Here is a 26,069-nt window from a genome sequence, read left to right as displayed (position 1 = left end):
CTTTTTCAATAAGCCTAAAAAAACACCTATAATTTAATACATTTCAACTATCAGGTTGGTTGTTTTACCTACAAACAAAAACTAAAGAACCGACTACAGATTAAGTGACGAGACAGTAAATATTTCTATTTAAATAGAAGTAGCAGAATTTGATTGCTAATTGAACAAAACGTAATCTCCGATAACAATTTAGTTACTTTTTAATCAACGTTCTCATCTTCATATATAAGTTTCTTCTTATAAATAGACTTAACTATTGATATTAATATTATGAACAAAGATCACACTAAAAGTAATTTAATTTCTTTTAATGAATTTTTATTATCTAATCCGCTTATTTTGTCTATAGAATTGCGGCAGATGTGCACTGCTTATAATTTAATATAACAGTAGTGAAATCCTATATAACTTAATACTTCTATATGATCAGTTGGAACTTTCCTTATGTTTTTTACCGACTTCGCTCGAAGACCAATCGATGAAAATAACCCAAGCGGCTCTAATCCTAATGGTTCTGAGGATTTTGACGAAATTAAACGTCAAATAAACAACCTGAATAAAGTCACAGGGAGAGTCTCGTGGAAAACGGTTCAAACACTCTCAAAAAAGATCTTGAGTACCCAAGCGAAAGACCTACGTTGTTGCTGTTACTTTACCGTTGCGTCAACCTATAACGACGGCTTAAGAGGCCTTGTTGAAGGGTTAAACTCAATACTTGATGTGTGTGTCGTATATTGGTTCAACGCGTATCCAGAGCATTCAAAGTCAAAGGCACGAATGAGCGCTATTGAATGGATGGTAGAGCATACTGAAAAACGAATTAATAAGCATCGGGCGTTACCAGAAGAGCTTCCATTGATAGAGGCAGCACATCAATTATGCTTGAGGATTGAGGAAGAGCTTCGTCTTCATTACGGTATTGAAGCGCCGTCATTAGGTCGCATTCGCCGTATTTTGAATCAATGGATTGAGCAGATAAAAGAACAACAAATTGCGGCTGAGTTACGCGAGGAAAAACAAGCCAACACTAGCGCTCCTGCAGCAACGCAGAAGGCACCTGAAATTAAAGTGAATGTGTCTCCCTCTCCGGCACCGGTGCCATCACCCAACCTAAATAGCCAAGAGAAAGCATCACCGGCAAAGTCTGGTCGATTTATGATCTACTTCGTTATTGGTTTGATTGTTACTGCGATATGTTCACATTTCATGTACGAGCAACAACGTTATCGAACATTGGAACAAAAAATTAATCAAGCTTCACTTAATGAACTTGTAAATTTGGTCGCCTCGTTAGATTACGAAAATAAAAAATATGCTCAGTCATTGAAAACGCAGGCCATTAATCGTGTCGATATTATGATGAATAACTGGTTTTTAGACTCGGCAAAAGTAAGTAACGTCAGCGAGCTCGATAGCTTGACCAATGAATTAATCGCAATCTATCCAGATTCGTCTTCTGCACAGCAGCTACGTCAAAACTTTTTGACACAGAGCGCCCATTTAGAAGACCAGTTTATGGATGTTTATAAGCGATTCTCAGACGCAAGAACGGTGTTTGCCAACGTAGCTAGACAGAATGTAGATAAGAACTCTGAAAAGGCGTACGAATACAGTAACTCGTTATTCCCGCTTTTAGGTCGTATTGAATACGCTGAAAAGTATTCACAGCAAAAGGAAATTGACCGCGCAACCCTTTTACTGAACATCTACCTATATAAATTGAGTCAGCTACAAGCTGAAAAAACTGACAATAAATAACAATACAATTAAAGAAGTTTTAGGCTTATGTTCAAACAAAAACTGTTTAGAAATCCAGTGGTGATTTCTACTATATTGATGTTTTTAGTGGCTGCAATTATCACCACTATTTATCTGCTTTTTCTTGACGAAATCGACCAACTTTATCTTTGGCTGACCCTTGGTGCTATCGCCATTGTTTACGTCACTTTTCAATTCACATTATGGTTGAAGAAAAAGAACAACGCTAAAGCTCAACATTTGGAAACCGAGGAAGAAGCACTTTCTATGGTTATCCAGCCTCTTCTTGCTAACTCAGGCAAGAAACCAATTTACCTGATGCTTGGTAATAAAGGGTCAGGGCGACGTCAATTTTTATTTAATTCTAGTGCAATTAAACCGATGGATCGCACTAGAACCGCAAAGAATGACTTTTTTGAATGGTACGAATCTGACAGCGCTGTATACATCAAACCAGACCAACGCTTAGTGTTCCAGGAAGTATCAAGCAGTGATGCTTCTTTATGGAATACGTTCATTGAAGAAGTTATTCATCATCGACCTCGAAAGCCATTTTCAGGCTGTCTATTCTTCACCGATTTCGAGTTCATGATCGTCTCTGAGCCAGAGCAAAAAGAGTACACCATTTCGTCGTTATTGGCGCGCTTGAGTACCATCAACTCTAAAACGTCTTCAGCATTGCCAATCTATTTGATTATGTCAAAGCTAGACAAGTTAGATGGCTTTAAAGAATACATGCACTTTAGCTCTCTCAAGACACGTGTTGAGTTCCTCTCTATCCCACTAAAAGAAGCCAAAGGTGTGTTTGCAGAGTACTACCGCGATAGCTATCGAAATCTAGTGAGAGTGCTTGAAAGTAATGCGCTAGATGCATCCGCTAATTCAACGGACATTGATGAGAAACAAGCAATACTCGCTTTCCCTAAGCAGTTTGAACTATGTCAGTCTGAAGTCAGCTATGTGCTTGAGCGTCTATGTGATGTTAACAACGGTGTCTATTCACTAGACATCCGTGAGATTTTCTTTAGTTCGAGTCTGCAAGGCGGTCGCAAGTACAATTTACTTGCAAAAAGTTGTAGTAATTACTTCAACTTACCTATTATCGCGTCAGAGCATACTCAGTTAACAGAAACGCCTTATTTCTCTCGCTTTCTGATTGATTCACAAATATTGCCGGAAAGCGACTTTGCGGGCGAAAACAAGACCTATCTTCGTCTAATTCAGAGACAAAGCCGTTTGGCAATACTCGGCTCTATTATCCTGCTTACTGGGGGCAGTTACTTCTTTTTCACGACATTAGACAGTAACTTACATGTGATGAATCAACTCTTGAGTATCGATGACAAATCACAAATAGAGCAAGATGCAAGATTCGATGAGCTTTTAGCGAAGGCGACGAAAGCAATAGAGCCTTCTTATGGGGCGTGGCTTAAAGGTTCTAAGGCTTTGGATGAAGAGATATTACCACTCAACATTAGCCGTTTGGATCAAAGCACTCGCATCGCTTACGAAGCATTACTTAAGGACGTTGCTCAACAGTTGATACCTCTCATTGAGAAAGGTTACCGTCTACAACTGACACAAAATCAAAACACTTTTACACGCGCTTTACCTCTATTGAAGGGGTATCTAATGCTAAACGATCCAACAAAGCGTGATATCCGTTTTTTGCGTCATCAAACTCTCCAAATGATGAACGATTTGAGCAACCAAAGTGACGTCGTCAATCAGACGATGCGCTATTTGGACGCTTACTTTCGCACACAGTTTGATCCAATTGATATCAATATGGATCTTGTTCGTGCAACACGTCGCTCATTGCTAGCAAATTCGAATGTTGATCTCGTTTATGCAGGCATTTTAAACGAAGCAAATTCGATTGATTTAGGAACCCTAGATCTGCAACGAGCTGTGGGTTTTGAGTTTAGCAATGTATTCAACACACCAATCGATAGTGAACGCTTGATCGTAGATAAGATCTATACCTCCACTGGTTTTAGCACTTTTTATCGACCACGCGTGGACCTAATGTCACAACAAGTCATCAGTGACAACTGGGTTTTAGGTCTGTCACAACACGTTATTCCTACTAGTGAAGAACAAGAAGCCTTCAAAGAGGAAGTACGTAAAAAATATACTGACGACTACATCAGTAATTGGCGCAATGCGCTGAGTGAACTAAAAGTCCAGAACTATGACAATGTCGGCGACCTAACGAACGCGATAGACTTAATCTCGGGCCCTTCTTCACCAATGACAACCGTACTGAAGCAGGTCTATGCCAACACACAATTTTCACCCGTTGGTGAAAAAAATGCTCTGATTTCAAAGCTAGACCCGAAACTCGTGGCAGCGGCAGACTCCGCATCAGACGCAGTAGAGGAAGTAGTTAAGCCTGATTACTTGTTGATGAAACGTGTTGAACAAGCTTTTCACTTATTAAACCAACTTCAGGTCAGTGAAACACCAAACTCCCCTACTCCTTGGGATGAGACCGTAACTGCGCTAAGCCGTGTTCGCACGTATATGAAAGACATCGCTGATGCACCTGACCCGCAAATGGCGGCGCTAGCGGCAGCTCAGCATCGAATGAACAGCAGTGAAGCTGACCCATTAATCAAACTTAAACAGATTGCCCAAAAATCACCGGAACCCGTTCGTAGCTGGTTGTTAGATGTGGTTCAACAAAGCTGGTCAGTCATGATTAAAGAGTCCGCTAAAGGCATTCAAACCCAATGGTACAGCGAGATTTACACCAAGTTTAAAGAGATAGGGCTAGGACGATACCCATTTGATCTAACAGCGACCGAGGAAATCTCAATTGAAGATTTTGAATTACTGTTTGCTTCAGGTGGCTTGTTAGACACATTTATTCAGAAAAATTTTGCACCGTTCTACGATACCAATTTGTGGACGCCAAAACAGGTGGATGGCGAGACGATGCCAATCTCTCCGGCTCTGTTAGTGCAACTGCGTAACTATAACGTTATTCGAGACACATTAATTAATAAAAGCACTAACCGCGTTCATATTCCGTTTAGTGCAAGAGTACTCGATCTTGATTCTAGTGCGATTAGAGCGAGCTTAAAAATTGCAGATACCAATATAAGTTACTACCACGGTCCAAGCCGCATTCGTGAAATGGCATGGCCACCGCAAAATGGTGACTTCAATATTAGTATCACACTCCAGGATGTAACCGATGAAGGCAGACAGCACGTTTTAAATAAGAGTGGTCAATGGGCGATATACAGATTGCTAGGTGACTCGACCTTGACAAACACTCATAACGGCAGCTTTGTCAGTGACATAAAAGTGTCAGGGAGGGACTTGAGCTTACGCATCACTCCGTTGACACAGAAAAACCCATTCACTCTTGCTGAGCTGTATAACTTTACGCTCCCAGAGTCGATTTAATAACAATATAAAAACAAAATAGGCAGAACACATGATTTCAAACATGACTTTACAAGGTTTAGATAAATTAGATCGAAAAATACTTTCAAGTCTATTGTCGAATGGGCGAGAGTCGATTGCGAATCTATCCCGAAACATTGGTTTGTCTCGAACAGCAGTAGCAGAAAGAATTAATCGTTTAGAAAAGACCGGTATTATCAAAGGCTATACCGCACAGATTCGTGTAGAAAATGAAGGGCGAAAAGCCGCTAGTTATCTACTGATCTCTTGTGAAAAGGGTAAGAAGAATGATGTAACGAATGCACTTAAAGAAATCCCTGAGGTTCGCTTAACGAGCGTTGTTGGTGGCAACTTTGATATTATTGCCCTAATTGAAGCGCCCGACCTGCAGTCTATTCATCATCTTTGTAATGAAATTGAATCATTTAACGGCATTCAAAGGCTTGATACTACCGTTGTACTGCATCAGCCGATCAGTCGTTAAGCTTTTCTGACCTCTTTGAGGAAAACATAAAGGGCCGCTCGTTGAGCGGCTTTCTTATATACTTCCGATAAGTCGAATTTTGGCGTCTTTATCACCTGGGTTTCCTAGCCAGAACGTTTGACCTAGTTGGTTCCCTTCTCCATTACCCAGTTTGTTTTCTGGAATACTGCCTAGGTTAACTGTCAACTTTAGGTCCCACGACATTGGGTCACGCAGAATAAAACGCATCAAGCCCACCAGCGTCTTATGTAACTCACCATCGTAGGAAAACTGCTTAAACGTTTCAAAATCAATGTTGTCGATACACAAGTTAAACTTGCCGTTCAAATCCGCAATGCTTTGTCCCAAGTGTAAGCTTTGCCCCAATACACAATTGGAGCGGTTGAGTTTGTTACGTTGGCTTTCTGCAATCTCGACCCGCCGATAAACCCATTCTTCGATTCGCACATTCGGCAGTGAAAAGTAGTGCGAAACAATACCGGAAATAAGCTTGGGTGAGCGCGTACGCGTAGATAACTGGTTCACGTAAGACAGAACTTTCGCTCGATCTAACTCCGCTACTTCACAATCTTGCATAACGCTTGACAGACCAGCCAAATGCAGTATGCGCCCAGAAAACGCATCGCTCGCCCCGCTTTTGTACTGCACGTGATATCGGTATTTCTTCCAAACACGATACAGTAAGCTTGTATAGCGGTTGTGGAAAAAGTCGAAGAAATCCTTCACTGGGTTATCATCGGGATCACGACCGACGAGTTTCTCAGTGTAAGACGCTGGCAGGGGCGAGCTTGAACCATGCAAGCCAAGAAAGTTCGTCTCAATACGTGAATATTGCTTTCCGTTTCTTTCCATATGAGTAATAAAGTCCATATCACTCTTTGGAAAGCACAGGTTTGGCGACACGCTGAACTCAATTCGCTCTTGATGGAAGTATTTGTTCTCGCCCACGGCAACAAAATTTGAGTTTGGCTCCAGCTGGTAGTGTTTCTCTAACAGCAACACCGCTTGGTAGAAACTAAACTCATTCGACTTATCAGAAAGTGTGTTAATCATAGTATCGTCTGCTGCCCGATTAGGCTTGCCCAGTTGTAAACCTCGCCCGTCGCTTCATCGAACACCTCTAGTTCGGTAAAGGAGTTCACACTCGAATACAAACGGATAAATTCATTCAATACCGTGGCCATAAGGAACATATCGCCTTCATTTACGAAGAACTTAGAGTCCGTCACGAGCTTGAATTGGTTACCACGCACAGATACACCACGAAATACGCGATCGATTGGTTTCATCTCTGAAGAAATAATGCCATCAAGTCGATGAATCGACGCGCGGTGGGCTTGTCTATCAACACGAGAATGGAAGTCGTAAGTCGAGAGCAACACTTTCAACACATCGATATTCGCTAAAGACAAGTAGTTAAGCGACATATTGGCAATCAGCTGCCATTGAAGTTCACCATTAACCTGAGGACTTACTGACTGTGTTGGCTTAGTAATGTTTTTAAACGTCGCATACGTTGGCGACTTGTGCGTCGCGTACGTGATATCTCCTACTGACAGGCGCTCCGCTAAGTCCGCGTTACTGCATTGCAGTTTCATCAATACTGTTTCAGTCCCTAAATCCGCGATGTCGCCATTGTGAGTATGGAATGAGATATAGCGCTCTAACCCTCTTCCGCTTACTCGCTCGCCCACTTTGGATTTGTAGAACTCTCGCTTATCACGCTGGTTGATTTGGTGCTCAAACGATTCAAATTCAATCAGTGGTTTTCGGCGACGCTCGTCTTTACTCCAGCTCTCCACTTGCTCAATGGAATAAACCTCGTAATGCTCTTGAGTGTTACTTTGTGGACGCACCTTGTACTCGTTTCGTCGATGCTCTAAACGGATTGGATCGCCGTCTTTTTCAAACAAGTTAACGGCAGGTGTGCAGTGCAACCTTAAGTGTTTATCTTTAAGCACCACCTCTGAAGGCAAAGCACGCTTAAAGTGGAATTTGATTTTGACCGTACTGCGCTGTGGAATGCCTTTTAGCCACTCTAAGCCTTTAATGTCGAAGAACATGAACTTATCTGGCAAAGAGAAGAATTCTTGCAGCAAACGGTAGCCTGCAAAGGAATTTTTGCTGTAAGGCAACAGCGCCTCGTCCTCTTCATGCCCGACTGGCTTAACGTATTCTGGCCCTAAACGATGTTTGTAGCCGCCACCAACATCCAACTCGACGTGATCTAGATAGCGGAACAGCCATAAGAAGACAGTGCGAGTAATATGAATCTCACCATGCAGGTGCAATCGCAGCGTGTCTAAACCTATCCGAGACAGCTCAAGGCCATGCTCCGTCGATAACGTCACATCAATCATCGAGCTGGTGCGGCTGTTAGTTTGTTCGATGTTAGTAATCGTAATTGGGTATAGATTGACGTCATAACAAGTACGGAACAAACACTGCGTGCCTTCTACCTGCTCGCTGGCCATTTCCGCACCACGTTTCACCACGGTTTTCTCAGTAACACTTCCGGTATGCGGTTTTAGTTCGCTAATACACAAAGACGGAATCGAACGCATGTAATGTGGCCACAGCAAAGTCATCAGAGATTGCGTTAGCTCAGGAAGTTCATCGTCAATCTTTTCGCGGATGCGTCCGGTCAAAAAAGCAAAACCTTCCAGCAGTCGTTCGACATCTGGATCAAAAGTTCCTTCAGAGAGAAAGTGAGTTAACTTCGGATGATATTTGGCAAACTCACTACCCGACTCGCGTAAATACGTGAGTTCATCTTGAAAGTATTTACTGTTACTCAAGTGGCACCTACTAAACGTTAAATTGGCCGTCGGTTCCCATGTAGACATCGATCGACATTGGGACTTTACCGCCGTTATGGGAAACTTCGCCGCGAATACCAAAGCCGAGTTGTAATGGATTATGGTGGTCTTCACGGTAATGAACCTCGACATTAAACAGTCGGGGCTCAAAGCGTTCTATGGTTGACGTGATGTTTTTTTGAATATGGCGAACGAGGTTTGTGTTGTTAGAAAGTACGTCGTTAAAATCTGGCAGACCATACTCATTGTCGATCATTGCGTTGCCGGAATGCGTATTCAACAAGTCAGCGAGATGCGAGTGAATGGATTCAATCAAATGCTTATGAGACACCACTTTCTCGTAGCAGTTTTTGGGTTCTCCTAGCTCGATCCGCTCTAAAAGACGGTAACCTTTTTCCATATGCGATCCTACGAAAAAAGCAGCCAGTCTTCACTGGCTGCTTGATGGTTTCAGTAATGGGTTATTGGTCTAGCTTACCAACTAGAGACAAGTCGAAGCTTGCGCCCATGTACTTGAAGTGAGGACGTACAGACATCGATACTTTGTACCAGCCTGGATCGCCTTCTACGTCTGATACTTCAACCTTCGCAGCGCGAAGTGGGCGGCGACCACGAACTTCCGCTGGCGGGTTCTCTTGGTCAGAAACGTATTGACGAATCCACTTGTTCAGTTCGATTTCTAGGTCAGAACGCTCTTTCCAAGAACCAATTTGCTCACGCTGTAGCACTTTTATGTAGTGCGCTAAACGGTTGATAATGAACATGTAAGGAAGCTGAGTACCTAGCTTGTAGTTCATCTCGGCTTGTTTGCCTTCCGGCGTGTTCGCAAACACTTTTGGTTTTTGAACAGAGTTTGCAGAGAAGAACGCCGCATTGTCAGAACCTTTACGCATGGTTAGCGCAATGAAACCTTCTTCTGCTAGCTCATACTCACGACGGTCAGAAACCAGGATCTCGGTTGGGATCTTAGTCTCGATTTGACCCATAGCTTCAAAGTTGTAAACCGGTAGATCTTGTACAGTACCACCGCTTTGAGGACCAATAATATTCGGACACCAACGGTACTTAGCAAATGATTCACTGATCTTAGACGCCATCGCGTACGCTGAGTTGCCCCATAGGTAGTTATCATGGCTGTCTGTTACTTGCTCATCGTAGTCAAACGCCTTGATTGGGTTATCTTCAACAGAGTAAGGTGTACGTAGCATAAAGCGAGACGTACATAGACCTAGGTAGCGCGCATCTTCGTGCTCACGCAGACCACGCCATTTCGCGTACTGTGGACCTTCGAATACAGACTTCAGATCTTTTAGGTTTGGCAGCTCTTCGTAGCTGTCTAGACCAAAGAATTTAGCCGATGCCGACGTGATGAATGGTGCGTGAGACATTGCACCTACGTTAGCCATGTATTCCATCAATTTGATGTCAGGCGACGAAGCTGACATAGCGTAATCACAAATGACGGCGCCAACAGGTTTACCACCGAACTGGCCGTATTCACGTGTGTAGATTTGCTTGTACAGGCCAGACTTCACCACCTCTGGAGCGTCTTCGAAGTCATCAAGAACTTCGTCTTTCTTCGCAGAGATCAGTTCAATTTGAATGTTCTCGCGGAAGTCAGTGTGATCAACCAGGTACTTAAGGCCACGCCACGTTGATTCAATCGCTTGAACTTCTTCGTTGTGAAGAATTGCATCAACTTGCTTAGACAATTTTTGGTCGATTTCAGAGATCATCAGATCAACCAGAGATTGGTCGACTTTCTCTGTGTTCGAACTGCTTAGTAGCTCACTGATGAATGCTTCTACGCCGCGTTTTGCAACGTCAAAACCTTCATCACTTGGCTTTAAACGTGTTTCGTTAAGAATGCTATCCAGAAGTGAGCCTGATTCAACTAAGGCTGCTTCTTGTTCTGGCGCTTGTGCTTCTGCAGACATGATATCCCTTACTCTTCTTTCGCGTCTTGGTCGTTGCCAATGCTTAGTTCATCCAACAGTTTCTTTCTCGCTTCTTCATCTTGAAGAACCGATGCGATCTTCTTACGGAACGCAGGCACGTTTCCTAGAGGACCTTTAAGTGCAACCAAGGCTTCGCGAAGCTCAAGTAGGCTGTTTAGTTCAGGTACACTTTTCGCGATCGCTTCAGGAGAGAAGTCCTTCATGTTTTGGAAGGTCAGATCAACACCAATCTGGCCGCCTTCTTCATCAGAAAGACGGTTTTCAACGTTGACTTTAACGTTTGGAGACATGCCCTCTAGCACTTCGTTAAAGTTGTCTTTGTCGATGTTAATTGGAGTACGTTCTTCAATTGGTGTCTCATCTGCACGCGCAGTAAAGTCGCCAACTACCATCATGCTTAGCGGCAGCTCTACGTCTTCTTGCGTATCGCCAGTTGCTGGAACATAACGGATATTAATTCGCTCTTTAGGAGCCACCGAGCCGTCACGTGACATAATTCGTTCCTTATCTAACTCTTTAATTAGTCGTAAATTGCTTTCCACTCTTCATACTTCTCAGGTAGAAGATCCTTGCTTCCAAATAACCGATGGAGTGTTTTTCGAATTAGGTCTTCTAACTGTGACGATAAGTGGGGTTCCCAGCTCGCGAGATTAAACGCTTTTTGTACTTCCCACCCCTTCTCAAGATACGGCAAACACAACGGGTATAATCCAACAGACTGGTAAGCTGCTATCAATTGTAAATACAGCATGAACTGCCCTCGTCCCGAGCTATCCAGCTCAAGTTTGTGGGCAAGCTCTGCGGCACATTCCCCTAGATTTTCTAGAGTGATATCCTCCATTGGCAGCGAGTCTTCCTGCGAAATCACAACCGTTTGAACAACGGGTTGAGAAGTCGAAGAAGTAGTATCTTGAGTCGATAACCAGCTCAAGGTCGCTTCATCTGCAAATGGTATAGAATTCTTAAATGAGAGGTGCTCGATGCCCTCTAGCGATTCAACAAAACGCGTCACTTCTTGTTTCACAGCAAGCGCTGCATCATCAAAGCCCAAGTTATTAAGCATCGAATACACGAAGTAATGGCCCGTCAGCCAAAACGGCGCATCCGTTAATGTGCGCTCCAAACGCTTAATGGTGTCGATGTCGCTTTCTTGGTCAGCTTTATCTCGGTATTCCGCTTGTTGATCGGACGACACTGCCAAGCTCAAAGGCGTTTGATTATTTTGGTGGTCGGGTAGACCATCAATGTCATCCCAAGTCAGATGACGATAAATCCGGTAAGCCAGCGGATCACTTGGGTTCGCATGAAGCATGACTTCCGCAACCTTCTTCAAGGTGCGCTTAGAAGCCGTAGGCGAAGAGAAGTCCGTATCGACATCGACTTCTTTTGCTACCGCTTTCTTAACTGGCGCAGGTTTAGGGGCCGGCGGAACCGCCTTCACCGGTGCGGTTTGCACTTCATTCTGCGCTGGCGTTTCTTCGGCAGCAGACTGCGTAGCTGGTGCAGGCGCCGCTTGTTCAACGTTAACGACTGCATCATCGCTCTGCTCATCAGCCGCCGCTTGTTGAGATAAAACATTGAGTTGAGTGCGAATCTCAAAGAAATCCGCTTCTGAGTCTTGGTAAACCTCGTCGTACTGGCGCTGCACTTCTTCAATAGTCGAAATGCAGTTTGATACCAAATCCCATGACTGAGCGCTTTCCGCTAACTTGCTGCTGACCAGTTTAAACTGATGGTTCAACCATTCAACCGCGCCATCTCGACCCCGCTTTCGCGAAGGATACAATTCAACGCCAAAGCGACTTAACGCCTCACTAAGCAGCTTTAGACCTTGTTCAAAGCCTTGCAGACCAAACTCTTCTGTTAGCGCGCGAACGAGGTAACAAATGGCTTTTAAGTCTTTACTGTGGTGCTCTAGAACTTCAGTCGCGTGCGTTTTTACCACGCTCCAATCTACTGTTTCGCCAAACAAGGAACCGAATTTCTTCACTTCGGACTCCATCATTTCGTAGCAAAACTCGTAACGGGCATCGTTTCCCACTGGAGATTCATCAGAAATAGGATTAAGCAGACGATCGATATCAATGTTGGACAAAATTCACGTCTCCTTCAGTCAAGTAATCTCTCAACGCACGCGCTACCGCAATTGCGCCATTTGCTGGCTTAGATAACCGATGGCTCTGCTCTATCGCATCCGACGCCATGCTATCTAGAATTTTCGTGATTTCTGTAAATTTGCTTGGTGCATTCCGTTCTAAATCGGCAAGGGATTCATGTAGCTTTTGTTTGTCGTAAACGGATTGCTCCATCACGGTGCTAAACAAAATAAATTCGCTTCTTGCGACGATTAAATCCTTTATTTTTTTGTCTAGTTCTGGCGTATTACCGAAGTAGGCTTTGGCTAATTCAGCTTCTTCAATTGCTTTGGTGTAAAAGTGCGCCTCTGCATGTTTATCGATGGAGTCATTAATATTTTCCATCACAGCCTTTGGTAAGATTTGGTTGTAGAAATAGGCTTGTGACTGGTTTAATAACCATGCCTCTTTCATTTCATTTTCTGCGAGCTTAGCTTCACCATCTAAAATTAAGCGAGCAATCTGCTTATCTCGACTGCCAGCTATGGCAGATACTTTCATGGAATCGATAGACGCGACATTTAATCCAGACATCACTTTAGTCAACGCCTCATCCGCATATGGAAACAGGGCACCGTCACGAACAAGGGTTTCTCGCAAGGTGACAAGCTCCTTACGTAATTCGACTAATGCCATTGGTAAGCCATCCGCTAACGATTGATACGACGTTAACTGAGCCTGTTTTTCTTCATATAAATTCGAGAGGCTTAACTGCTGAGCTTGATATGCTGTTCGATAAGCTACTGTCATATCAATACTCTGAGTAGCTTGAGACAATTCTTCTTTGATTTTCCATGGAGGCTGAGCCAAAAAAGAAGCCGTTTCAGAGGGCGTAATAACGTGAGTTACAGTAGTGACACCTCGGGAAAAAATGGCATCCAATTGATCTTTATTCTGTTGATACAAATAACTTCCTGCTGTTGCCAGCACACTCAACACTAAGCTCGCCTCTAATATTTTAAAGCGACCATACGCCGTTTTATCATTTGGCTTACAGTGTGTAAGCAGCAAGTCCGCGTTACGCAAGCTACTGAAAATTGGTGCGTTAGAATTTGAGCTAATTGATTGCGTATCGATTCGCGCTAACTGTTGAGCAAAAGAAATAGCGGTATAGCCATGCCCTCTTGGTTTGTTGATGACTTCTTTCAGCAATTTCCAAATATGAGCCGGGATCAAAGCCGGACGCTTTCGATCTTTTAACTGCTTATTCCAAGCATCACCAAATATTGATCCTAAAAATAGGTGTCCAGCGAGCAAAGCGAGAGAGTAAACATCATCTTGCGGTTCCGCGATGCCAGTTTCTATATAAAGAGGGGAAGCGTAGCTCAAGCTTGCTTCTGCGTAAGGTTCTGTCTCTCCAATGTAACGAGCAGCGCCGAAATCAATGAGCTTAACGTAATCGCCTTCACTCACTAATACGTTAGATGGTTTAATATCAAGATGGCAGATACCTCTTGTATGCATAAACTCTAGAGCGCCAGCGAGTTGATACACCAACCAAGCGATGTGGTCGTGGCGGAAGCCTTTAGAAGAATGACGCTCCATTTTTTCTGCCAGTGATTCACCTTGGATCCACTCGTACATCAAATATGGGCGTTCGAATTCGTTGCCGATTTTTACAAAGTTAGCCACGCTAGGGTGTTGAGAAAGCTCCAGCCTGCTCGCTTCGTTAATCAACATTTTGCTCGCAAATTCTGGCGAGTCATCATTGATAACTTTGCAACAGATTTGCTTCTCTGGCTGCCCTTTTTTTGCAAGATGGTAAACCGTTGTCTTACCATTTTTAGAAGGAAGCTTGTCTAATACATCAAACTGTGAAAAAAGCACGTACTCAAGCTTCGGCTTATTTTTTTCTGCTAGCCTTTGCTCATTCAGTTTCTTTTTCTCAATAGCTTTAACAACCAACTGATCGATATATCCTTTGGCTGTACTCTGATTATTAGACACTTAGTACTCTTTCATAGAATAAATATTATTAGAGTTGAATAATATTTTCTTGAACGTACTTGTATCAAGGTTGGTATTTAAAACAAACAGTAAGCCTATTATTTTAGTTATTATTACTAACTTATTAGACCTTTTTACTTACGCTTTCACTGCATGAGTTATACGCTTTTTCGTGTTACAAACTTCAACCTAATAATATGAGTATATTTTCATTGCCATTTGATCGATGAGTGCCCACTAACATTGCAGTAATTGGAGAACTCCTTTGTCACCATGAAAGTCGAACATTAACAATGTAGTTGGTTGCTTAAAGTGGTGCTCTCTGACCGCAAAGGCAATTAAAGCGAGAGAAGAACAACTACCCATTGTGCCCCACAACTCATTGATAAGCTGCGGTTGTTCTGGGTTCGTGAATCGTTCTGCTTTCGCCCCCAGAGCAAAGCCGTAATCTTCCGAATGCATGCGCAGGTTCGTCATATCGGAATACACTTCACCAAATGAATCGAGCTTTTTACTCGCACGTTGAACAAGTCGAAACATGCCTCTTCGGTCTGAAGTGTTTAATTCCGTATCAATGTAGCCAAGCTGCGCTTGAGGCTTAAGTTTCAATGTTTCTACGGTGTTTTTTCGACAAAGAATTAAACCCGCCCCACCCTCGCTCGGAATAACGCCCCATGGATTATTGGTACTAATTACCATCGCATCGTCGATGAGTGTTTGCATCGAACTCACCAAGGAATCGACACTGATACACATCATAGCATCATATTTATCCAATGATTTCATGGCCTGGAGAACGAAACTAGGCCCACTGGCATGAACAGCATTCACCACAGAGAGAAATTCAGCATAGTTACTTTCACCAAGCCATTCTTGCACCTTTACTAGAGAAACAGACACAGGCACCGCTATAAGCAAAGGTATTGGTCTCAATGAACGTGGTAACTGTGCTAATAATGAATCAAGCAAGTGGGTGATTAACTCACACGTTTTTTCAAACTGCTCACTTTCTTTGGTGTATTCGATTTTGGCGTAAGTAAAACGCTCGATACCATCATCCCCTACACATTGGTCGAATCTTCCTAAATCAGCATACGAAACTGCACTAGCAATATCTAAATTCATACCGGTTGGCGTCATCACTTCCATCCCTAGCACGTAACGGCCTGTTGAATTATGCATGCTCGCTTACCTCTTCCAACTTAGTGATGGATGTCGACACCAACAAATGCTCCTTGCCCTGACAAGGAAACGCAGCGGTGTAACTGATTGATATAGTTTTCTTTTCCGCATCAACGAATAAGGTGTACATCGCCATATCAGCTTGATAACTTTGATCTTTGAACGTCGCGATCGCACGGTATTTTTCTTTAGGAATTCGAAATGAAAGCGTGTCATCATGACAAAAACCACTCATCATCAAACGCTCCCCCCCACGAAGGAAGCCTTTGCACTGTTGATCAATAGGCGCGCTTTGGAAGAACCGCTTATCAAAATCGAGTGGCAACATTGGCTTGCGATTCTCAATCCAATCGTCATCGAACGTGCCGGCCAGCTTCTGGCGCGACTCAAAGAACGGAGGCACAGGCCCGAACCCCGCAACGCGTAGCTTTTTCGCGGCGGCACTCCAGTCCTCTCGGGGATAAAAAATCGAGGGTACTTTCTGTTCAAGCAATTCTTTGTTGGAGTCGGCAACCCCACCACCTATTCGGTTACGTAAATCACCGCCTACCGCGCAAGTGTAATCAATGTCTTTTTCAATAAATGGGACTGGATTGCTCAGCGTGATACTGCCAGCATGCTCAACCCATACGCGTTCCCCGTGAATAGCGAGAATCTTATCGATATGACCATCAATCAACACGCGACACTCTTGGTATGTCACTGGCTTTTTCGCGTAACTGCGCGCTTTGCCGTAAACAAGTACATCTGTGTTGTTTTTGGTATACGCGAACTCGTGGTCAACTTTCATCGCAGAGAAGCCTTCTTCGCCCAAATATTGGGGATCATCGAAGATTTCACTTTCACCTAATTCGTGCCAAACCACACCATCGAATTGCCATGTGCGTTTGGCGACTACAACCCAGACTTCATCGCCGTTTTCGTCACGTTGAAAACGACCTTTAAGTGATAGCTCAGGGTGCGCCTCAATATCCCATAACTGCATTGCTATTCCTTAAGTTGAATCGTTCGCTCGCAGAAGGTGCGGCCTTTAAATTGTTGAAGTTCCAGTCTTGTTGATGAATCGGCATTGCCATATCCCAAGGCACGTAGGCTCTGGATTGAATACAGAGTTGACGCCATAGCCAATCTCGGAACAGCACATCAACGTTAGCATCTTGCATCGCAGCTAACGTAGACTCGAAGCTCAATGCGTAACCCAAGCGGCTTGGTAGATTTTGGATGTATTTTTCATCTTCCACCCACTCATTGAGCAGATCGACGATCTCTTCCCATTCATACTCGACACCAACATCTTGCGGAGTCAGAGGAAGAAGCTTTCCGTAGACGACATACAAGGCTTGAAGCCAAATTTCACCTTCAGCTTCCTCCAGACTTTCCAAGTGCTCGATGATTTGGGGCACCAGTTTCCAATTACCACCCAGCGCAAAATCAACAGGTGCTAATGAAGAAGAGATATCAAACGCCTCAAACTCTTTTAACTCAAGCAACTTGGCGTAAGTGAGCACTTGCGCTGATGGTAATCTATTTGGTTCGATGCCAAAGCACTGACGGAACCAAGTGCCTCTGTCACGTTTGGTAATCAAACGTTCAAATAGATATTGTTCGCTGCCTGCATTGTCATTAAGCCAATCAATCCCCTCTTTTACGTCTTGTAAAACGAGCAGTGGCAAAGCAACTTGAGAGCTAATGATGCTGGCTTTGTGCCAGCGCTTGATGAGAGAAACACTTAATGTTTGACGTACACGTAAGCATTCAAAGTAAAACGCACTGGATGTCGCATTGCCCTCAATAAGCTCCGAAAGCGTGCTATCCATAGATTCAACCGGAGATTGTACGGCAATGACCATTGCGGTTTTAGCGTCAATATCTTCGAGTAAACTCAATCCGCACAAAAGGTTATCCAACTCTGAGCCCAACTCGCCCTGTAGCATCAGCCAGCTGTAGATTTCTGGCTCCTGGCCTCTTAACTGATGAATCACCCCCGGTGCTAGCCGATAAAACGACAAGTACACCTGCTTCAGTTCTTCAATTTGGCGTTCGATCAGCTTGAGATACGCCAACTCACGACTTGGATAACCCCTTTTGTGAATTTGAACTCGCTGCCTGATTAAAAACCCGATACTTTCAGAAGCAATGGACAGCTTTTCATTACAGAAATCCAGCCATGTTACTGGCAACTGGGAAAGGTCATTCACAGCGCGATCAGCTTTTGCTAACGCGCCTTCGACTTCTTGATTGGTTATGGGTGCCTTTAGGTGCTCGACACCGATTCTTTGTCGCATCTAGTTATCCGTTATTAGCGTGCCATAACGCGATTGCAATTAGTTAATACAAAGTAATTAGCTAACTCGACGTAAATTAGCTAATGCTAGGTAATTAGTTAATTGCGATCGTTCCGCCTTGAATTTTTTGTGCTTTTTCTGCTTGAGAAGTGACGTACTTCGCTTTAGTGGTAATTCGTCCATCGCGCCCGCTATAGCGAGTTTCTGTCTCACCACTTTTGACTACCAACTCTTGTTCTGTCTCGATAACCATCTTCTTCGCTCGCAATACAAACTCGTCAGAGTCATCCAGAATGGAGAAGAAAATGTCCGTCACAAGAGGCAAGCTTAAGTCGTCGTTCAAAAATTCAACTCGACAACTTAATCGATTATCGATAGCCATTTGCAGCTCAGAACGACGAAAGCCACGTCCTAGTCTCGCAGTGAGTGGCTGCTTAAATGGGTTACCATCAAAATCAACTCGCACACTGCCCGTAGACTCATTGATAGCCACTATTCTTCCAAAACGCGAAAAGCAAGCCGTTGATTCGGCTTGCTGCTCTGATATTACTTCTGTTGTAAGAGGTTGTTTTTCCATTGTTAGTTAACCACTACGTTGCCACCTTTCACGACGACTTTGTCACTGCCTTCGATCGTAATAGCCGAGCCTGATAACTTTATTGAACCATCACTGTTCATCACTAAAGAGGAACCACCCGTTTTCAATACAATCTTGTCGCCACTGATAATTTGCGTTGCACCATCAGCTTTATAAGCGGTGTTCCCTTTCACTGATACCGTTAAGTTGCCACCAACCGTCTGGTTATCATCCGCACCAATATCTGAACTCTTAGACGCACCGATAGTAAGGTTACTGTTTTCGCCAATATCTAAGTCATCATTTTTACCGATCTTAGTCGTACGGTTATCACCAATTTCTAAGTCAGAATTGTTTTTCACATACTGGGCTTCGTTCGCGTTGTATGTAACGGTAACGTCTTGCTCGACTGTCTCGGTAAACGTACTGTTTACTTGTGTCGTTTTATGTCCATGAATGGTTTCTTTATGGTCACCATGAACTTCATTCGTTTGGTGACGTGCAACCTTCAAGAATTCATCTTGACCGATATCACGGTAACGGTTGTTGAGCACCTTGGTCGACATGTCTTTTTGAGCGTGAATATAGACTTCTTCTTGGTTCGCTTCGTCTTCAAAACTCAACTCGTTGTAACCTGTTCCTTTGTGCGTTTGCGTGCGGAACGTGGTACGAGTTTTGTTTTCTGGCAAAGAGTACGGTGGGAAATGCAAACCGTTGTAAACTGCGCCCGTAACTAACGGACGATCTGGATCCCCCTCAAGGAAAGTCACTACGACTTCATGGCCAATACGCGGCAAATAAACTGCGCCCCATGTTGGCGCCGCCATGGATTGGCTTACACGAATCCAACAGCTTGAATGTTCGTTGTTATCACCGTAGCGATCCCAATGGAACTGTACTTTCACTCGACCAAGCTTGTCGGTGTAAATCTCTTCACCTTCTGGTCCTACAACAGCCGCCGTTTGAGGGCCATCCACTACTGGTGCTGCTAGTTTAGGCGCTTTAAACACCACATCACGTGGAATACACGAGAACTGGTTGTAGTAAGTGGTTGGCATACCACTCGCTTCATCTTCATGCACTTGCGGATCTTGACCTGTGTGCATTACAGACAACATAAGGTAATCGCGGTTAATCTCAGAACGCGGGTGGTCACTGACGTTAAAGCTGTAACCAGATGCTAAGCGCATTACGTCACTCGTTGCTTCCACTTGTTGATTATCGACTATGTGTTCCGACATCCACTCCGTGGTTCTCACCTGACCCATCAGCGGGTCAACGTATCGTCCAGGATAATCAAACTGCTTGAGATCTTGGTCTAGCTCGCCAGCCTGTGTCATCTCTTGTGGAATTTTAGGGTGTTCGTAGTTGTAATCTGTGTACGTAACCTGTCCTGTTCTAACGCGGTTAACTAACTCGAGATCAGAGATATGTTCGCGATCGGCAACACCGCCACCATCGGCATGATAAACAATCGGCCCAATGTAAGAAGCATTTAGTGGCGAGCTTATCAAAGGTGCAATCGCGTCATTACTGTCGACAATGACCATCGTATGATTTGAATCGCTATGGTCAAAGTAATACCACATACCGTGTTCAGCCATCATACGCTGCACGAAGTGCAAGTCAGACTCACGGTATTGCAGAACGTATTCTTTTGGAGGATAAGTACCCGACACTTCAAATCGGTAATCGGTGACTGCCCCATCATCGAGTACTTCTGTGATGATGTCTTGCGCTGACTTTTGCTGGAAAATACGACAATCTTGGCGCTGAGATAAGAACCAAGCTTGAGGAACCAAGACTAATTGATAACGAGAAAAACGACGTCCAGTCCCTAAGTAACGAACTTCATTCACCACGCCGTTGAACACACGCGCAGCCCCAACACCTTGTCCGTAAAGTGTCAATGTTCCTGCTTTACGTATTAACTCATCGAACGAGATATCTGGATCAAGTGAAAGTAATGAGAGATTGATGTGGAAAGGCTTAGATAACTCTTCATGAACATGAAAGCTCTCAACCCGAAATTCATGCCCACATCCAGGCACTTCAAATTTAAATTCTACGTCATTCACCATATCTTTTACCTGATACAAATAATCGAATTAGGGCCAACAATCGTTGGCCCTGAATCTTTACGCGACGAGCAATTAAGCTTCGCGTGGAGCACGCCAGTCGTCGTTACCCGCAGTACCACAGTTTTCGTGAGTTACTTCGATCGCACGGTAAGTGAACTTAAGCACTTCTTCTGTCACGCGGTCAGCTGTTGCTGCGTCTTGACAGTGGTTCATACGAGTTTGGATATCGACAAGTAGCGCATCAATCAATTTGATTGAGTAGTAGTGCTCTTGTTTACCTTGAACTGAAGTACGGTAGAAGCGGATCACACACTCAGGAAGTTTTTCGCCAGATACTAGTGCGTTGAATAGTAGTGGAGATGAGCGATCTTGAACTTTAGTTACAACAAGTGGACGGTGTACACGTTGACCAGTTGGCTGACCACTTTGTGGATCACGTGGAACAGTTAGCACGTGATCAAGTTCTTGTACTAGGAACTCATCAACGTGAGCTTCTTGCCATGTGTTACCTACTGAATCTGCAGAGTAAGTATCTTTAGTAATATGGCCTTGAGTCTCACCTTGGATAGACATATATGCTGGAGTTGGCATCGCTATTTCCTTTTCTAAAATCTGTTTTGTTTAAATCACCAAATCGCTTATCACCGCGACTACTTGGTATAATCAAAGTCCGTGCCAACTTTAAAAATACAATAAAAACAACAACTTAAACAAATTAAGACATTATTCACTAATATCTTGAGTACAATTTATTGGATAAAAAACCAAAAAGTTGGATTAAGATAATAATAAATTGTTCTAACTTTAAAAAGTGAAAATAACCATATAAAACCGTGTAAATAAAGTCATTAAAACTAACAAATCCGACACTTTTACTATCAATTAATTTAGAATAACAACGCCATTAAAATAACCACAAACATTAATGTCACAATAATCATTAAAAATAACCAACAAACGATAGTCAAAATATCTTGATAAAAAAAGAACGCAATCACTTTTAGTATAATAGCTGCTACCTCTTTTCCTCTAAAGAATAAAATGGCTATGATAAATATAAACCTTTCTTCATTAATTCAGCGTCTACACCCGATTGCAAAAGTAGCATTAGAAGACGCCGCTGCACTTGCAGTCTCTGAAAAAGCAAACGAAGTTCAAATTGAGCATTATTTACTGAGTCTATTAGAAAGGCCAAATAGTGATTTTGACGTCTTATTAAGTCATTTTGATTGTTCTGAGAACTTATTAAGACAATCGGTTCGATCCACACTCGACACCAACGCCAAAGGGAATGGCAGCAAACCTGTTTTTTCTGCTTTATTAATCGAATGGTTGCAAGAAAGCTGGCTGGTTTCTTCTTTAGATCTATCCGAAACACAAATCCGCTCTGGCGCTCTACTCCTTACTCTTGTTAGCAACCCTCTCCGTTACGGCCAACATGGTTACGCCTCTATCCTTGAGGCGGTAAATCCTGACAGCCTTAAGCGTAACTTTGCAGAACTAACAAGCCACTCTATTGAGGCGCAAGTCGCAACTTCAGAGAAAACACAAGCTCGTGAAGATGGTTCCGCACTGAGCAAGTTCGCGACCGACTTCACTGGTAAAGCACGCAAAGGCGAAATCGATCCTGTTTTCTGCCGCGACCAAGAAATCCGCCAAATCGTGGACATTCTTGCTCGTCGCCGTAAAAACAACCCTATTGCTGTTGGTGAACCGGGCGTTGGTAAAACCGCAGTAGTAGAAGGCTTGGCACTTAAGATTGTACAAGGTGACGTACCAGACAACCTCAAAGGTGTTGAGCTTTACGGCTTGGACATGGGTCTTTTGCAGGCAGGTGCAAGCGTAAAAGGTGAATTCGAAAAACGCCTAAACGCGGTATTGGATGAAGTGAAAAACTCGCCAACCCCTATCATTCTTTTCATCGATGAAGCACACACCCTTGTTGGCGGTGGTAACCAAGCGGGCGGCAGCGACGCGGCAAACTTGCTAAAACCAGCCCTAGCGCGTGGTGAAGTGAAAACCATCGCTGCGACAACATGGTCGGAATACAAGAAGTACTTCGAGAAAGATCCTGCTCTTGCGCGTCGTTTCCAATTGGTGAAACTCGACGAACCGTCTCCTGAGCAAGCAGCATTGATCATTCGTGGTCTGCGCCCAGCATACGAGAAGTCACATAACGTTTACGTGCGTGACGATGCTATCACTGCTGCGGCAGCACTTTCTGCTCGTTACATCTCTGGCCGTCAACTGCCAGACAAAGCGATCGATGTACTAGATACGGCGTGTGCACGAGTGAACATCAGCCTTAATGCCATTCCTGCTTCTGTTGAGACTCTGCAGCAAGAACTTGCAGCTCAACAGCGCGAGCTTGAAGCACTTGAGCGTGATGCTCTGCAGCAAACTGGCGACAAGCACAGCCTTGCTAACATTCCAGACCTAAAACTGGCAATGGAAACAACGAAAGAAGAGCTAGCAGAACAAGAAGCGCAATGGCACAAAGAAAAAGAGCAGATCCAAGAGATGATTGCTCTACGCTCTCGCTTACATGAATTGGTCTTTGGCGAAACCAATGAAGAAGAGCTTGTTGCAGACGAAGATTCAGAACAAGAGCAAGACGTTTCTCCATATGCAGAAATGGATGAAGAAGCCGTTCGCATTGCCATTTCGGCCTGCCAAGAACAGCTAGATGTAATCCGCAATGGCAACCCACTGGTTCACTTTGAAGTGGGCCCAGATGAAGTCAGCCATGTGATCTCGGACTGGACTGGTATTCCAATGGGTAAGATGCTTCAAGACGAAGCAGAAACCACGCTAAAACTGAAAGAAAGCCTAACACAAAGCATCAAAGGCCAAGAATACGCTATCGATGCCCTGTCTGAAGGCATTCAAACTACGAAAGCTGGTCTTGGTAACCCAGACGCACCGACCGGCGTATTCCTGCTCGTTGGCCCAAGTGGTGTGGGTAAAACCGAAACGGCCCGAGCGATCGCAGATCAAATGTTTGGTGGTGAGCGCTTTATGACAACCATCAACATGTCTGAGTTCCAAGAGAAGCACACGGTATCTCGCCTAATCGGTTCACCTCCGGGTTACGTAGGTTACGGCGAAGGCGGCATGCTGACAGAAGCGGTTCGTCAACGTCCATATTCTGTTGTTCTTCTTGATGAAGTGGAAAAAGCCGACCCTGAAGTGTTGAACCTGTTCTACCAAGTGTTCGACAAAGGCACGCTGAACGACGGCGAAGGCCGCACAATCGACTTCAAGAACACGCTGATCATCATGACCAGTAACCTTGCGACGCACGAGATTGAATCTTTGGTTCATCAATCCAAAGACATCGATGCGAACATCATCGCAGAAGCTATTCGCCCTACTTTGAACCAACACTTCAAGCCGGCGCTGTTGGCACGTATGTCAGTACTACCATTTGTTCCGCTGTCTGATGAAGCAATGACAGAAATTATTCACCACAAGCTGAACAAAGTTTCTCAGCGTCTACAGAGCCATCACAAGTTGTCGCTAAGCTACGAAGACAGCTTGGTTGAGTTCGTACTAGGTAACTGTCGCCTTGCTGAAACGGGCGCGCGTAACATCGACGCGGTCATCAACCGTCAGTTGCTGCCGCAACTATCGACTCAGCTATTAGTGCATGACAAGGATGATTCACATACGCAAATCGAAGTGTCTGTCGATGAGCAAGGAACACTAACCTATGCGTTCAGCTAACCATAGCGAACTTAGTAACGCCCTACTTGCGATCAGTCAGTCTTTGGCTGATCGCAGCCAGCTTACCCAAACCTTGGATGCCGTGTTGACCGCTGCGAGACAAATGACCCTCGCAAAGCACGGCATCATTTATGTTTTGGACCAGACTGGGCAGGCGTTGATTCCAAGTACCGCTCACCATAACGATAAAACTATCGTTTCCCACCCTTGGGAAGCATTACAGTTAGACTCAGCCAGTGAGAACGATCCATTCAACTTTGCCATTCGTAATGGTGAAGTGGTGTTGATTAACGAGTTGTATAAGTACAACGGCTATGACTGCGAAAGCATCTATCAAACTGAGCAGACACTGGGATTAAAAAGCGAGAACTTATTGGCTTGGCCTTTGATTGATAGCGAAAGCAAAACCATTGGACTGTTAGTCTTACTCGATTTAAGTGTTATCGACAATGAAGCTGCATTGACTGAGTTTTGTCGTATGGCCGCGAGTAATATTCGCCAAGCTGTGTGGTTAGAGCAATACGGGCAAGTGATTAAAAATCTCAATGCCGACAATCACGCCCTAATGCGTGAGAACACTCAACTCAAAAAGCGTACCCAGAAAGCCTATCAAGGTCCTATTGCAGAGAGCGAAGAAATGCTCAATGTCTTGAATCGTCTTGATAAGGTGCTATCTCTTCCTGTCGACGTTTTGTTGCGTGGTGAAACGGGCGCTGGTAAAGAGGTGATCGCGAAATACATTCACGAAAACTCTAATCGTTCAGAACAACCTTTGATCGTACAGAACTGTGCCGCCATCCCAGAGCAGTTATTAGAGTCAGAACTCTTTGGCCATAAGAAAGGCTCATTCACTGGCGCGGACAAAGACAAAGTCGGTTTGTTTGAAGCAGCCAACGGCGGCACGCTTTTCCTAGATGAAATTGGCGATATGCCAATGCTACTGCAAGCGAAGTTACTGCGTGTACTGCAAGAACGTAAAGTTCGCCCTATCGGTACCAGCAAAGAGATTGAAGTCGACGTTCGCGTAATCGCTGCAACCCACTGTAATCTTATGCAGCAAATCAAAGATGGCGGATTCCGTGCCGACTTGTTCTATCGCTTGAATGTGTTCCCTATTACATTGCCGCCCCTGAGAGCCCGTAAGTCGGACATTATTCCCCTTGCTGAACATTTCGTGCAACACACCACCAACACGCTAGGTTTGCCGCAAGCGCCAGGGTTAAGTGCCAACGTTCGTAAACAGCTCCTTGCCTATCAATACCCAGGTAACGTGCGTGAGCTTAAGAACATCATTGAGCGCTCGGTGCTACTGTCCGATTTTGAAACCATTACTCACATTGAGTTTGGCGAACAAATCCCAGAAGATGTACAAAGTATCGACATGAAAGCAGCTTCACCTACCCCAGAGCAACCTGCTTACGAGCAGCAAGCACAGGCGGATTTAGAAGACGTTTCAAAGAGCCTTAAGGACGTCGTTAGCCAATACGAGCGTACAGTGATCATCGATTGCTTAAATGCCTGCAATTGGCACACCAAGAAAGCCGCTGAGCAATTGGCGCTGCCAATGAGCACTCTCAACCATAAGATGAAGAAATACGATATTTCTGCAGCGGGTTAAGCGAGAAGCGAGAAGCGAGAAGCGAGAAGCGAGAAGCGAGAAGCGAGAAGCGAGAAGCGAGAAGCGAGAAGCGAGAAGCGAG

Annotated in this window: 18 protein-coding genes; 5 read left to right on the top strand and 13 right to left on the bottom strand. The window is 44.2% G+C overall.

All coding sequences use genetic code 11. The features are described 5' to 3' along the window. Positions 1–444 precede the first annotated feature (444 nt). Genes R7Z41_RS07540 through R7Z41_RS07530 form a run of 3 tightly spaced genes read left to right on the top strand, consistent with a single transcriptional unit; the run spans position 445 to position 5,659 of the window. Positions 445–1,758: a type VI secretion system ImpA family N-terminal domain-containing protein gene (locus R7Z41_RS07540; RefSeq protein WP_137282736.1), complete on the top strand. Its 1,314-nt coding sequence runs from the start codon at positions 445–447 to the stop codon at positions 1,756–1,758. 27 nt (positions 1,759–1,785) lie between these two features. Continuing rightward, positions 1,786–5,175 (top strand): type VI secretion system membrane subunit TssM, encoded by a 3,390-nt coding sequence (gene tssM, locus R7Z41_RS07535; protein WP_206970238.1) that lies wholly within the window; start codon positions 1,786–1,788, stop codon positions 5,173–5,175. Between the two features lie 31 nt (positions 5,176–5,206). Continuing rightward, positions 5,207–5,659 (top strand): Lrp/AsnC family transcriptional regulator, encoded by a 453-nt coding sequence (locus tag R7Z41_RS07530; protein ID WP_005373369.1) that lies wholly within the window; start codon positions 5,207–5,209, stop codon positions 5,657–5,659. A 54-nt stretch (positions 5,660–5,713) separates the two neighbouring features. Here the strand turns inward: R7Z41_RS07530 and tssG are convergent, their stop codons facing one another. The 13 genes from tssG to R7Z41_RS07465 form a co-directional block, all read right to left on the bottom strand. After that, a complete protein-coding gene (gene tssG, locus R7Z41_RS07525) occupies positions 5,714–6,712 on the bottom strand; it encodes a type VI secretion system baseplate subunit TssG (protein WP_225477458.1) in 999 nt (332 codons plus the stop codon). Then, entirely contained in the window at positions 6,709–8,457 is a 1,749-nt protein-coding gene (gene tssF, locus R7Z41_RS07520) for a type VI secretion system baseplate subunit TssF (RefSeq protein ID WP_017820373.1), read from the bottom strand. Before tssF ends, tssG begins: the two co-directional genes overlap by 4 nt. A gap of 10 nt (positions 8,458–8,467) precedes the next feature. After that, positions 8,468–8,878 carry a type VI secretion system baseplate subunit TssE gene (tssE, locus tag R7Z41_RS07515; RefSeq protein ID WP_033906409.1) on the bottom strand — a complete coding sequence of 137 codons (411 nt, stop codon included), beginning with the start codon at positions 8,876–8,878 and terminating at the stop codon, positions 8,468–8,470. Positions 8,879–8,939: 61 nt separating this feature from the next. Then, positions 8,940–10,415: a type VI secretion system contractile sheath large subunit gene (tssC, locus tag R7Z41_RS07510; protein ID WP_005373378.1), complete on the bottom strand. Its 1,476-nt coding sequence runs from the start codon at positions 10,413–10,415 to the stop codon at positions 8,940–8,942. An 8-nt stretch (positions 10,416–10,423) separates the two neighbouring features. After that, the gene (gene tssB, locus R7Z41_RS07505; RefSeq protein ID WP_005373381.1) at positions 10,424–10,930 is read right to left on the bottom strand and encodes a type VI secretion system contractile sheath small subunit; all 507 of its coding nucleotides are present in this window, start codon (positions 10,928–10,930) and stop codon (positions 10,424–10,426) included. Positions 10,931–10,956: 26 nt separating this feature from the next. Next, positions 10,957–12,531 carry a type VI secretion system protein TssA gene (tssA, locus tag R7Z41_RS07500; protein WP_225477460.1) on the bottom strand — a complete coding sequence of 525 codons (1,575 nt, stop codon included), beginning with the start codon at positions 12,529–12,531 and terminating at the stop codon, positions 10,957–10,959. Continuing rightward, positions 12,518–14,518, bottom strand: a complete 2,001-nt coding sequence (locus tag R7Z41_RS07495; protein ID WP_017633758.1) for a serine/threonine protein kinase — start codon at positions 14,516–14,518, stop codon at positions 12,518–12,520. Before R7Z41_RS07495 ends, tssA begins: the two co-directional genes overlap by 14 nt. Before the next feature lie 237 nt (positions 14,519–14,755). Then, on the bottom strand, positions 14,756–15,700 hold the full coding sequence (locus tag R7Z41_RS07490) for a hypothetical protein (RefSeq protein WP_225477462.1): 945 nt from the start codon (positions 15,698–15,700) through the stop codon (positions 14,756–14,758). Further along, positions 15,693–16,685 carry a DUF2169 domain-containing protein gene (locus tag R7Z41_RS07485; protein WP_170893152.1) on the bottom strand — a complete coding sequence of 331 codons (993 nt, stop codon included), beginning with the start codon at positions 16,683–16,685 and terminating at the stop codon, positions 15,693–15,695. Before R7Z41_RS07485 ends, R7Z41_RS07490 begins: the two co-directional genes overlap by 8 nt. Continuing rightward, positions 16,666–17,985: a hypothetical protein gene (locus R7Z41_RS07480; RefSeq protein ID WP_225477464.1), complete on the bottom strand. Its 1,320-nt coding sequence runs from the start codon at positions 17,983–17,985 to the stop codon at positions 16,666–16,668. The genes R7Z41_RS07485 and R7Z41_RS07480 overlap by 20 nt, the downstream gene beginning before the upstream one ends. 94 nt (positions 17,986–18,079) lie before the next feature. After that, entirely contained in the window at positions 18,080–18,562 is a 483-nt protein-coding gene (locus tag R7Z41_RS07475; RefSeq protein ID WP_025767908.1) for a hypothetical protein, read from the bottom strand. A 2-nt stretch (positions 18,563–18,564) separates the two neighbouring features. Then, on the bottom strand, positions 18,565–20,643 hold the full coding sequence (tssI, locus tag R7Z41_RS07470; protein ID WP_225477466.1) for a type VI secretion system tip protein VgrG: 2,079 nt from the start codon (positions 20,641–20,643) through the stop codon (positions 18,565–18,567). Between the two features lie 72 nt (positions 20,644–20,715). Next, a complete protein-coding gene (locus tag R7Z41_RS07465; protein ID WP_005373415.1) occupies positions 20,716–21,234 on the bottom strand; it encodes an Hcp family type VI secretion system effector in 519 nt (172 codons plus the stop codon). A 456-nt stretch (positions 21,235–21,690) separates the two neighbouring features. On the opposite strand from R7Z41_RS07465, the gene tssH reads away from it, so the two are divergent. Together tssH and R7Z41_RS07455 are read left to right on the top strand one after the other, a co-directional pair. Next, on the top strand, positions 21,691–24,369 hold the full coding sequence (gene tssH, locus R7Z41_RS07460; protein WP_206970461.1) for a type VI secretion system ATPase TssH: 2,679 nt from the start codon (positions 21,691–21,693) through the stop codon (positions 24,367–24,369). Next, entirely contained in the window at positions 24,356–25,987 is a 1,632-nt protein-coding gene (locus R7Z41_RS07455; protein WP_206970261.1) for a sigma-54-dependent Fis family transcriptional regulator, read from the top strand. Before tssH ends, R7Z41_RS07455 begins: the two co-directional genes overlap by 14 nt. Positions 25,988–26,069 lie beyond the last annotated feature (82 nt).

The organism is Vibrio sp. 1457, from assembly GCF_033340195.1.
Lineage (GTDB): Bacteria > Pseudomonadota > Gammaproteobacteria > Enterobacterales > Vibrionaceae > Vibrio > Vibrio alginolyticus.
This window is presented reverse-complemented; position numbering and strand designations above follow the sequence as displayed.

Bases quoted from the DNA above. Each gene is read 5' to 3' on its own strand.
- R7Z41_RS07540 (WP_137282736.1), top strand. From the start codon at position 445: ATGTTTTTTACCGACTTCGCTCGAAGACCAATCGATGAAAATAACCCA.
- tssM (WP_206970238.1), top strand. From the start codon at position 1,786: ATGTTCAAACAAAAACTGTTTAGAAATCCAGTGGTGATTTCTACTATA.
- R7Z41_RS07530 (WP_005373369.1), top strand. From the start codon at position 5,207: ATGATTTCAAACATGACTTTACAAGGTTTAGATAAATTAGATCGAAAA.
- tssG (WP_225477458.1), bottom strand. From the start codon at position 6,712: ATGATTAACACACTTTCTGATAAGTCGAATGAGTTTAGTTTCTACCAA.
- tssE (WP_033906409.1), bottom strand. From the start codon at position 8,878: ATGGAAAAAGGTTACCGTCTTTTAGAGCGGATCGAGCTAGGAGAACCC.
- tssC (WP_005373378.1), bottom strand. From the start codon at position 10,415: ATGTCTGCAGAAGCACAAGCGCCAGAACAAGAAGCAGCCTTAGTTGAA.
- tssB (WP_005373381.1), bottom strand. From the start codon at position 10,930: ATGTCACGTGACGGCTCGGTGGCTCCTAAAGAGCGAATTAATATCCGT.
- R7Z41_RS07490 (WP_225477462.1), bottom strand. From the start codon at position 15,700: ATGCATAATTCAACAGGCCGTTACGTGCTAGGGATGGAAGTGATGACG.
- R7Z41_RS07485 (WP_170893152.1), bottom strand. From the start codon at position 16,685: ATGCAGTTATGGGATATTGAGGCGCACCCTGAGCTATCACTTAAAGGT.
- R7Z41_RS07480 (WP_225477464.1), bottom strand. From the start codon at position 17,985: ATGCGACAAAGAATCGGTGTCGAGCACCTAAAGGCACCCATAACCAAT.
- R7Z41_RS07475 (WP_025767908.1), bottom strand. From the start codon at position 18,562: ATGGAAAAACAACCTCTTACAACAGAAGTAATATCAGAGCAGCAAGCC.
- tssI (WP_225477466.1), bottom strand. From the start codon at position 20,643: ATGGTGAATGACGTAGAATTTAAATTTGAAGTGCCTGGATGTGGGCAT.
- R7Z41_RS07465 (WP_005373415.1), bottom strand. From the start codon at position 21,234: ATGCCAACTCCAGCATATATGTCTATCCAAGGTGAGACTCAAGGCCAT.
- tssH (WP_206970461.1), top strand. From the start codon at position 21,691: ATGATAAATATAAACCTTTCTTCATTAATTCAGCGTCTACACCCGATT.
- R7Z41_RS07455 (WP_206970261.1), top strand. From the start codon at position 24,356: ATGCGTTCAGCTAACCATAGCGAACTTAGTAACGCCCTACTTGCGATC.